8 protein-coding genes are annotated in these 8,721 nt (G+C 66.9%); 5 read left to right on the forward strand and 3 right to left on the reverse strand.

The window, feature by feature from the left end; genetic code table 11:
- Nucleotides 1-135: 135 nt before the first annotated feature.
- The 5 genes from EXE47_RS17955 to EXE47_RS17975 are packed head-to-tail and all read left to right on the forward strand — an operon-like array spanning nt 136 to nt 6,626.
- Entirely contained in the window at nt 136-2,025 is a 1,890-nt protein-coding gene (locus EXE47_RS17955) for an ABC transporter substrate-binding protein (RefSeq protein WP_049931264.1), read from the forward strand.
- A 42-nt stretch (nt 2,026-2,067) separates the two neighbouring features.
- On the forward strand, nt 2,068-3,042 hold the full coding sequence (locus EXE47_RS17960) for an ABC transporter permease (protein WP_049931266.1): 975 nt from the start codon (nt 2,068-2,070) through the stop codon (nt 3,040-3,042).
- 14 nt (nt 3,043-3,056) lie between these two features.
- Complete coding sequence (locus EXE47_RS17965; RefSeq protein ID WP_049931267.1) at nt 3,057-4,241, forward strand: ABC transporter permease; 1,185 nt, start codon at nt 3,057-3,059, stop codon at nt 4,239-4,241.
- Nucleotides 4,241-5,299: an ABC transporter ATP-binding protein gene (locus EXE47_RS17970; protein WP_049931268.1), complete on the forward strand. Its 1,059-nt coding sequence runs from the start codon at nt 4,241-4,243 to the stop codon at nt 5,297-5,299. The genes EXE47_RS17965 and EXE47_RS17970 overlap by 1 nt, the downstream gene beginning before the upstream one ends.
- The gene (locus EXE47_RS17975) at nt 5,292-6,626 is read left to right on the forward strand and encodes an ABC transporter ATP-binding protein (RefSeq protein ID WP_094495365.1); all 1,335 of its coding nucleotides are present in this window, start codon (nt 5,292-5,294) and stop codon (nt 6,624-6,626) included. Before EXE47_RS17970 ends, EXE47_RS17975 begins: the two co-directional genes overlap by 8 nt.
- Nucleotides 6,627-6,653: 27 nt before the next feature.
- Here the strand turns inward: EXE47_RS17975 and EXE47_RS17980 are convergent, their stop codons facing one another.
- From EXE47_RS17980 to EXE47_RS17990, 3 genes are all read right to left on the reverse strand, one after another.
- Nucleotides 6,654-7,406, reverse strand: a complete 753-nt coding sequence (locus EXE47_RS17980; protein ID WP_137708606.1) for a hypothetical protein — start codon at nt 7,404-7,406, stop codon at nt 6,654-6,656.
- 85 nt (nt 7,407-7,491) lie between these two features.
- On the reverse strand, nt 7,492-7,812 hold the full coding sequence (locus tag EXE47_RS17985) for a cupin domain-containing protein (RefSeq protein WP_086219708.1): 321 nt from the start codon (nt 7,810-7,812) through the stop codon (nt 7,492-7,494).
- Nucleotides 7,813-7,885: 73 nt separating this feature from the next.
- On the reverse strand, nt 7,886-8,721 hold an 836-nt coding region (locus EXE47_RS17990), incomplete at its 5' end, for a DnaJ C-terminal domain-containing protein (protein ID WP_137708607.1).

Here is an 8,721-nt window from a genome sequence, read left to right on the forward strand (position 1 = left end):
TTTCCGGTAAAATGTGCGTTCCAATCATGAATACGTCTCTAAGACCGGCGATCACTAACACGGATGTAAGATGATCGTCCCTAACAACTATCCATAAGTCTGAAGTTTTTTATACACACAATCTTACTACTTGGTATGCCACGGCGAAACATTGAGAATCGTGATGATTCCCGGCATATCGGCCGGCGACAATGGCTCTCCGCGCTCGGCCTCGCCGGCGCCGTAACGCTCGCCGGCTGTTCCGGAAACGGCGGTGACGGGTCGGACGGCTCTGACGGCGGTGGCGGCGGGGGCGGCGAAGTCGAGGTTCCCGATTTCCCCCGGTTCGGGGTCGGTGACCTCTACGGATCGGAGGTCGCTCGCAACCTGGCACGGGAGGCGTTCGAGGAGTCGGAATACGACTACGGCTTCGACGGGGACGTCATGGTCAACCCCGAAGGAGACCAGGTCGAGATCGACATCTATCACAGCGCCGCCTCCGAGACCAATCAGCTCCTCGCGGAGTTCATCGCACAGGAACTCGAGAACAACCTCGGTATCAGCGTCACTCCCGAAGCGATCGACGGGACTCGGTTCAGTAACGAGTACTACTCGGGCGACCCCGAAGGCGGGACGGATACGGTTAACGGCGAAGAGGTGGAGTGGTCGAACCCCGGACCGCGGAACCCGGGGCCGCGCTCCGTCACGAGCAACGAGGCGTGGGATATGTCGGTCAACTTCGGGCTGAACACGTACCCGCTCAACCCCCTCACGAACCAGACGTTCTTCGACGGGGCGAACGCGAACTTCAACCCGGTCGGCTACTACCCGCAGTTCGACGTCGAGTCCCTGTTCGAGCAGGCGAGGCAGGCGACGAGTCGGGACGAGATCCGGCAGGCGTTCGTTGACATCTTCGCGAACCTCGCGCGCGAACAGCCCTACATCATGCTCACTCTGGGCGACGATATCATCGGGTACAACCCCGACCTCACCGGTCCGATCGAGAACTTCTCGAACGGCTGGGACCTCCCGGCGTGGCACATCGACGACCCCAGCGTGTCGGGCTCGTACGACACGGTCACGGGAGCCAGTTTCAACACGCTGAACCCGCTGTACAACAACGAGTCCGGGGCCGGAACGGCCATCGAGCGCGCGATCGATCCCGGCTACACGTTCGACGAGAACCAGGAGTACTTCCCGCTTTTGTACGACATGTCCACGGAGGACGGCGAGGTGTGGACGTTCGAACTCCGTGATAACCTCCAGTTCAGCGAGCCGTACGGGCAGGTCACCGCCGAGGACTTCGTCTATCAGATCCAGGAGGTCCAACAGGCCGATTGGGCGAACACCGCCGACTCGGACAGCTGGGAGGGCGTCGAAGTCGAGCAGACCGGGGAACTCGAGTTCGAGGCGACGCTGGAAACGTCGAACGTGCTGTGGCCCCAGACGTACGACCCGTACCTCTACCCGATTCCGCGTGCCCTCCTCGAACCGTACGTCGAGGAGGAGGACGTGGAGGGGCTCCAGCAGGACGAGGAGCTCCTCGAACTCCAGTTCTCGGGGAACCTCGGGCCGTTCGAGCTCGAAGAGTGGAACCGCGGCTCGGGTACCGAGTACGTCCGGAACGACGAGTACTACCTCCGGGACATCGACGAGGGGCCGGACCTGTTCTCCGAAGGGCCGCTCTTCGAGGAGGCGTCGATCAGCGTCGTTCAAGAGCAGGCGTCGCGTCTCGGTGCGCTCGAGACGGGCGAGGCGGACGCGGCGGCGATTCCGCCGGAGCAGTACGAGTCGTACAGCGAAGACGATAACGTGACCGTCCGGCAGGTTCCCACGCCGTACAACACGATCATCTCCGTGAACCAGCGCGCGAACGGGTGGAACACCGGTCCGGGCAACATGTTCCAGCTCGTTCCGTTCCGCCAGGCGATGGCGGCGGCGATCGGCAAAGAGGAGCTGATCCAAGGGGTCTACCGCGGACTCGCCTCCTCCCACTTCACCTGGCAGCCCCGCTGGTCCGAGTTCTACCCGTCGACGGACGAGTAAGAGCGAGCCACCCCGTTCTCACCCTACCGACTTACACATCACATGGGATTTGGAAGGTACGTCACCGCTCGGGTTCTCTGGGCAGCAGTCGTATCGCTCATTATCGTCACGATCACGTTCCTGCTGCTCTCGGCCGCGCCGAACCCGGCCGTCCAGCGGGCAGCGACGCAGGCGGCGCTTCAAGGCGGCGATCCGGCGGAGGCGGCCGAGCGGGTACGCGAGCTGCGCGGGCTCGACCAGCCGCTTCACGTCCGGTATTTCGACTTCATCCGGAGCGTGTACACGCTCGACTGGGGCTGGTCCGTGAGCCGGAGCCAGCCCGTGATGGAGGCGGTCACGCAGGCGCTGTACTACACCGCGCAGTACTCGATTCCGTGGACCATCCTCACGATCACCTTGGGGCCGCTCGTCGGCGTCTACTCCGCCGCGAACATGTACAGTTGGAAGGACCACGCGGCGACCGGGTTCGCCTTCTTCGGCTACGCCATCCCGAACTTCTTCTTCGGGATCATCCTCCTGTTGATCTTCGGCGTGTGGCTGGAGGTGATACCGGTGATCTACAACACGAGCGCACCGGTGTTCAGCGTGGAGAACGCGATCCAGCTGTCGGTCCCGGTGTTCGTGTTGGTCACCGGGTCGATCGGCGCCGTCATGCGCGTCTCCCGGAACGAGTCCGCGGAGTTCCAGAACGCCGACTTCATGAAGACGGCAAAGGCGAAGGGGGTCTCCCCGCTTCGTGCGTACGCGTATCACGTCATGCGACCGACCCTCGTCCCGCTCTCGACGACGCTCGTGGGACAGCTCCTCGCGCTGTTCCTCGGGTCGTCACTCCTCGTCGAGGTCGTGTTCGGTATCCCCGGACTGGGACGGTTGACTTACGAAGCGCTGCTCGCGCAGGACACGAACCTCGTGTTGGGGACGACGCTGTTCTTCACCTTCGTCGCCGTCATCGGGAACCTCCTCGAGGACATCGTGTTCACCGTGCTCGACCCGCGGATCAGCTACGATGACAGGTAACATAACCGAAAACAATGGCAACTGAAGACTCCGAACGGTTCGATCAAGTCGACTGGAACGACCTCTCGCGGTCGGGGCGGTTCGATCTGTCGACCAACTCGATCGGGATGCTGCTGACGACCCTGCCGCTCGCGCTGCTCGGCGTGTACGACTGGCGGTTCACCGGCCAGCGCACCCCGACCTTCGAGTTCATCGGCCTCGAACGGAACTTGGAGAGCCTCGACTTCTTCTTCATCTTCACACTGTTCCTGGCGTTCTGGTACCTCGTCTTGCCGCTGTACCAGAACCCGCGGATGACGCGGTACTACTGGAAGGAGTTCAAGCGCAACCGCCCCGCGGTCGTGAGCCTCGGCTGGCTCGGCATCGTGTTCGTCGGCGGGCTCGTCGGCCCGCTCGTCATGAACGCGCCGCAACAGGACCTGTTCATCGCCTACCAGCCGCCGGTGTTCACCTCCGTCGTCGACACGACGCCGGCGACGTGCGTCGGCGAGGTGATGAACGGACGGTGTTACGGCACCTGGCAACACCCGCTCGGGACCACGCAGGGCGGGAAGGACGTGTTCACGATGATCGTCTACGGGATGACGATCAGCATGCAGATCGCCTTCATCACGACGACCATCGTCGCCACGATCGGGATCTCGTTCGGGACGCTCAGCGCGTACGCCGGCGGGTGGGTCGACGAGATCATGATGCGGTTCGTCGACATCATCCTCTCGTTCCCGACGTTCCTGATGTTCCTGCTCATCCTGTACATCTACGGGGCCGGACTGGGGATGTTCATCGTGGTGTTCTCGCTGTTCGCCTGGGGCGGGACCGCCCGCTACATCCGGAGCAAGTCGCTGTCGATCTCCGAGGAGGAGTTCATCAAGGCGAGCCGGATCAGCGGCGCGAGCACGTATCAAGTGATCCGCGGACACGTCGTGCCGAACGCGGCGAGCAGCATCATCACCCAGCTCACGCTGCTCATTCCCGGCTTCCTGCTCGCGGAGGCCCAGCTCGCGTTCCTCGGGATCGGCGACTCGACGGTGCCCTCGTGGGGGCAGCTCATCTCCGCCGGGCGGAGCGACCTCTCGTTCGCCCCGTGGATCGTGTTAGCGCCGGGTATCGTGCTGTTCCTGACCATCCTCGCGTTCAACTTCCTCGGTGACGCGCTGTTGGACGCGCTGAACCCCGAAGCGGAGGCGGAGAACGAATAATGGCCGACGATCAGCCACTACTCGAGGTCGAAAACCTCACGACGACGTTCAGCACCGACAACGGAACGCTCACCGCGGTCGACGGGATCGACTTCAGCGTCGACACCGGCGAGACGGTGTGTATCGTCGGCGAGTCGGGGTCGGGAAAGACGGTCGCGACGGAGTCGATCACGCGGATTATCAACACCCCGCCGGGAGAGATCGAGGGGACCGTCCGGTACGACGGGCGCGACCTGCTGTCGCTCCCCGAATCGGAGCTTCAGAACATCCGGGGCAACGAGATCGCACACATCTTCCAGAACCCGCAGGAGGCGATGAACCACTGCTACACGGTCGGGTGGCAGATCACCGAGGCGCTCCAGATCCACCAGGACGTCTCCGACGACGAGGCCCGCGCGAAGGCGGTCGACCTCATGGACCGCGTCGGGATCGCGAACGCGAGCTCGCGGTTCGACGACTACCCGCACGAGTTCTCCGGCGGACAGAAGCAGCGCGTGATGATCGCGATGGCGCTCGTCGGGGACCCCGACCTGCTCATCGCCGACGAGCCCACGACCGCGCTCGACGTGACCGTCCAAGCGCAGATCCTGCGGCTCCTCGACGACCTCCAAGAGGAGTTCGAGATGGGAATCCTGTTCGTCACGCACGACCTCGGCGTCGTCGCGGAGATCGCCGACCGGATCGTCGTGATGTACGCCGGGAAGGTGATGGAGCGGGGCGGCGTCCTCGACATCTTCGATCACCCCGGGCATCCGTACACACAGCAACTGCTGGAGTGTTTGCCGGAGTTCGGGGGATCCGGCGGCGGCATTCCGGGGACGCTCCCGGACCCGCACGACCCGCCGGACGGCTGCCGGTTCGCTCCGCGGTGCGAGTACGCCGAGGAGGCGTGTCGCACCGGCGACCAGCCGGACGAGGTCGAGGTGGCGCCGGGCCAGGAGGTCTCCTGCGTCCACTACGGGCCGGGCGGCAACCCGTCGGTAGTCAGGAGCGACGGGCTCGGACCGGGCGACGGAGCGGCCGACGGCGACAGCGAGGTGGGTCCCGCCGATGACTGAGCCGCTGCTCTCGGTCCGCGACCTGAAGAAACACTACCCGATCCGGAAGGGGCTGTTCAACCGGAAGGTCGGCGCCGCCCGCGCCGTCGACGGGATCAGCTTCGACATCGAAGAGGGCGAAACGCTCGGACTCGTCGGCGAGTCCGGGTGCGGGAAGTCGACCGCGGCGAGTTCGGTGATCCACTTGGAGGAGCCGACCTCGGGCGAGGTCATCTTCAACGGGAACGGACGCGGGGGCGCGACGCGCGACCCCGACGGAACCCACCCCAACGACGTGACGCAGTTCGACGACGACGAGATGATGGCGTTCCGGCGGGGCGCCCAGATGATCTTCCAAGACCCGTCGTCGAGCTTCGACCCGCGGGTGTCCGTGGGGAACGCCGTCGGCGAGCTGCTCAAGGTCCACGGGATGAGCGACCGCCACCGGCGTCGCGCCATCGTCGAGGACCTGCTCGAACGCGTCGGGCTCTCGGCGAGCGACTTCGACCGGTACCCGCACGAGTTCTCCGGCGGGCAGAAACAGCGGATCGCGCTCGCCCGGGCGCTCGTGTTGAACCCGGACCTCATCATCGCCGACGAGCCGGTGAGCGCGCTCGACGTCTCCATCCAGGCGGAGATACTCTCGCTGATCAACGACCTCCAAGACGAGTTCGGGCTGTCGCTTCTGTTCATCAGCCACGACATGTCCGTCATCCGCCAGATCTGTGACCGCGTGGCCGTGATGTACCTCGGCGAGATAGTCGAGATCGGGCCGGTGGAGGAGATCTTCACCGACCCGCAACACCCATACACCGAGGCGCTGCTGTCCTCGATCCCGACGCCGGACCCGCGCGCGAGCGTCGGCGGCATCGAGCTGAAGGGCACCGTGCCGAGTCCGACGAACCCGCCGAGCGGGTGTCGGTTCCACACCCGGTGTCACAAGGTGATCCAACCGGACGGCGTCGACGTCGATCAGGCCGACTGGCGCGGGCTGTTGAACTTCCGCGACAAGGTCAGCGCGGGCGAGGTCGACGTCGAACAGGTCCGCGAGAACATCGCCGCCGGCGGCTCCGACCCGACCGACGCGGAGGTCCAGGCGGAGATCCGCCGGGAGTTCGACATCGGGGAGACCGTCGACGACCCCGACCTCGAACGGACCCTCTCGGAGGCGCTGGATCTCCTGATCGACGGGAACGACGAGCGGGCGGGAGAGGTCTTGCGAAACGCGATCACGACGCCGTGCGCCGAGACCGAGCCGGAACGGACGGTCCACACGCCGGACCACGAGTCCGCCTGTCTCCGACACGAGGGTCAGGCGGCCGCGGAGCCGAACCCCGCGGACGACTGATCCCGGCCGCGACCGAGCCGGGACCGCTCACTCGGTCGTCGACGCGAGCGACGCCGGGTCGATCCGCCGCGGCTCCGGTACTGGTTTTCCCGCCGGAGCGACCGCCACGTCGCCGCGAGACTCGTCGGCCGACGCGTCTCCGCCGCCCGTCGCCGCGAGCACCGCCGTCCCGCCGGCGGAGAGCGGGGCGACGAGGCCGGCGGCGAGCGCCGAGGGGTCGGAGAAGGGTGCTCTGAGGACGACTCGCGTCTCGTCTCCGATCCCGGCGGCCTCGACCGCGGCTGCGGCGCGCGAACAGAGGTCGCGGTGGCTGACCGACAGGTCCGCCCCGCGGACGACGGCGTCGTCGGGGGCGATGTCGCTCGGCGGCATCCCGGGGTTCTCGCTCCACAGCTCCTGTTCCCAGTGCGTGGTGTCGGGACGCTCGGGCGAGCCGCCGAAGGCGGCGAGGTTCGTTCCTGGCGCCGGATCGAGCGCGGCCGCGGTCGCGACCGGTGCGAGGACGACGCGGTCGCCGGCGTCGATCCCCGCCGCCGGGTCGAACCGGACCGGCGCCCCGACGGCGGCCGCGCCGAGGAACGCGAGCGTCGTGTGGAATCCCGGAATCGGCTCGACGGCCACGGTCGCGCCCGTCCGGACGCCGAGGTACCGGAGCACGTTCGCCGCCTTGTAGCCGTTCGTGATCAGGTCGTGGGAGGTCCGTTCCCGGCCGTCCGGCGTCACGAGCGCCACGTCGCGACTGCGTCGGTCGCGCGCGAGGAGTTCGCCGACGAGTTCCATACTCGGTTCTCGGAACGCGCGCGTCTTAACGCTGCGGCGTCCCGGAGGCGACCCCGCGGCCCGACCGGACTGCGTCGGGGCGGCGTCAGGGCGCGCCGGCGATCACCATCTTCGAGCCGTCGGCCGAGAAGGCGAGGTCGCGGGTGGACTCCGGGTCGACCCGGACCGCGTCGCCGGGCGCGAGGGCGACGGCGTCCCCGTCGACGGTGAGCGTCGCCTCGCCGTGGAGCAGCAGGTACACCTCCTCGTGGTCGGCGTCGCCGTGGTCGTGTTCCATCCCCTCCCAGCCGTCGTCGGCCTCGACGACGGTCACGCCGAGCCGCTCGCAGTCGAGCGCCTCTCGGAGGAAGAACATCCCGGGCGCGCGCGGTTCCACGTCGTCGTAGGCCGTCGTGTCGTAGCCCATGCGCTGACCGTCGCCGCGAGGGATCGAAAAGCTACGGGCCGTGAGGGAAGAGGCGCGGCGCCGCGAACGCCACTCAGAAGGAGCTTTTCAGCTTCTCGAAGAAGCCGCCGCCGACGTCGATGTCCTCGCCGCCGGCCTCCGCGAACGCCTCCAGCGCCTCGCGCTGCTCGTCGTTGAGCGACTCGGGCACGACGACGGCGACCTGGACGTAAAGGTCGCCGCGACCGCGACGACGGAGGCGGGGCATCCCTTTGCCCTGAAGCCGGAAGGTCTCGCCGCTCTGGGTCCCCGCGGGGACATCCATCTCGACCGTTCCGTCGACCGTCTCCACCTCGACGGTGTCGCCGAAGACGGCCTGCGGGAAGGATATCGCCTCGTTGACGCGGAGGTCGTCGCCGTCGCGCTCGAACCGGTCGCCGACGTCGACATCGACCTCGATGAGCAGGTCGCCTCTCGGGCCACCGTTCTCCCCGGGCGCGCCCTCGCGCTCCATCCGGAGGCTCTGCCCGGAGCGAATCCCGGCCGGAATCTCGACCGACAGCGTCGCCTCCTCGCGGACGACGCCGTCGCCGCCGCAGTCGGCGCAGTCCTCGCTGTACAGCTCGCCCTCGCCCTCGCAGCGGGGACACGTCGACGTCTGCTGGACGCGCCCGAGCGGCGTCTGCTGGACCTGCTGGACCTGCCCGCGGCCGTTACACTGCGGGCAGGTCTCCACGTCGGCGTCCGGGGGATGCCCCGCGCCGCCGCAGGTGTCGCACTCGGTCGGTCGCGTGAGCGTGACCTCCTTGGTCGCCCCGTTGAACGCCTCTTCGAGGTCGATCGTCAGTCCGGTCTTGAGGTCGCGCCCCTGCCGCGGGCGGTTGCCGCCGCCACCGCCGCCGCGGCCGCGACCGCCGCCACCGAAGAACT

It is taken from the genome of Halorubrum sp. GN12_10-3_MGM (assembly GCF_005435235.1).
Classification (GTDB): domain Archaea; phylum Halobacteriota; class Halobacteria; order Halobacteriales; family Haloferacaceae; genus Halorubrum; species Halorubrum ezzemoulense.